1 pseudogene is annotated in these 1,294 nt (G+C 32.8%); it reads left to right on the top strand.

The features are described from left to right. Positions 1-99: 99 nt before the first annotated feature. A pseudogene (locus tag HET73_RS07475) lies at positions 100-922 on the top strand (ribonucleoside-diphosphate reductase subunit alpha); the annotation flags it as partial. Between the last annotated feature and the right edge of the window lie 372 nt (positions 923-1,294).

The raw sequence follows: 1,294 nt of genomic DNA, 5'->3' as shown, positions 1-1,294 counted from the left end.
AATTATTAACTTAATATTGTAGCAGGTAAACGGTCACTAGTCAAGCTCTAATTTCTGCCGACCATGAAATATGAACTGACTTTATTGCATAAAGTCATTATTTATTTCATAAATAAAGCTCCAGACGAAATACAGTGAGCAAAATACTCTACAATAAGAGAGCGTAGTGTAGAACTTGGTGTGATGGGATTTCACTCATTTTTACAGTGTAAAATGGTTCCTATCGAATCAGTAATAGAACACCACAGTGGAATAAAAAATTCAAAATAAATAAAAGATAAAAATATTCCAGTATCTACACGAGCAAGCAGATGTGGTTTCTAAAAAATTAGCAGAAGAAAAGAGAGCATGCCTAGAAGCTTAATAACTCAATATAATGGAAGGTTTTACACGTAAGCTCGCTATAGCCCCAACTGCTTCAATTTCTATTATTACAGGTAATACTTCCCCTGGAATAGAGTCATATGCTGCAAATGTATTTATAGAAAAGCGACTAACAGGTTCATTCGTAGTGCGGAACAAAGTCTTGCAAAAATTATTAGCAGAGAAAAATCAAGACAATGATAAAGTATAGTCTTCAATTTCGACAAATGAAGGTTCTGTACAACACCTAGATTTCCTTTGCGAGCACGAAAATTTAACATTTAAAACAACGTACGATCTTGATCAGAGATGAATTATAGAACACGGAAGTGATAGGACTCCATAAATTTGTTCCTGCCTGCCAATGCACATAAACATTATTTGCATAAAATACATATGCTTGCGTGGGAAAAAAAGTCCTGAAAAGTTTATATTACTGCAGATTAGAATCAATGCAGAGAGCCAACAAAGTTTCACATGACATATTCAAAAAAAGTGAAATATTGCAGCAACATAAAAACAGATATCGATTATGATTGAGTGTTTTTCATGTCAATAGATGCTACATAAAAATTATGATGAATTTCTCAAATCCATTTCAAGAGACAAACGCATAATGTGCCTTGACATGGGAGGAAAGCGAATAGGCATAGCATTCAGTGATAAAACGTAGCTCATAACGTGTATAACAGAAAAAAAAACAGATTTAGGTAATCTAAACAGAATATTCGAAAAAAATGAAGCTGGGCTAATAATAATAATAGGGCTACCACTGGAAACAGATGAACAAAGAAGTGAATGGTGCGATACCATAATCCAGTTCTCAAACAGAATGATAAAAAAAAACATAAAGTAAATATATATTTTTTGCAAGACGAAAGCTTATCTACATTCATTGCAACCCAAACATTAAAGATTATTGGAGTATCAA

It is taken from the genome of Wolbachia endosymbiont of Atemnus politus, from assembly GCF_013309895.1.
This window is presented reverse-complemented; position numbering and strand designations above follow the sequence as displayed.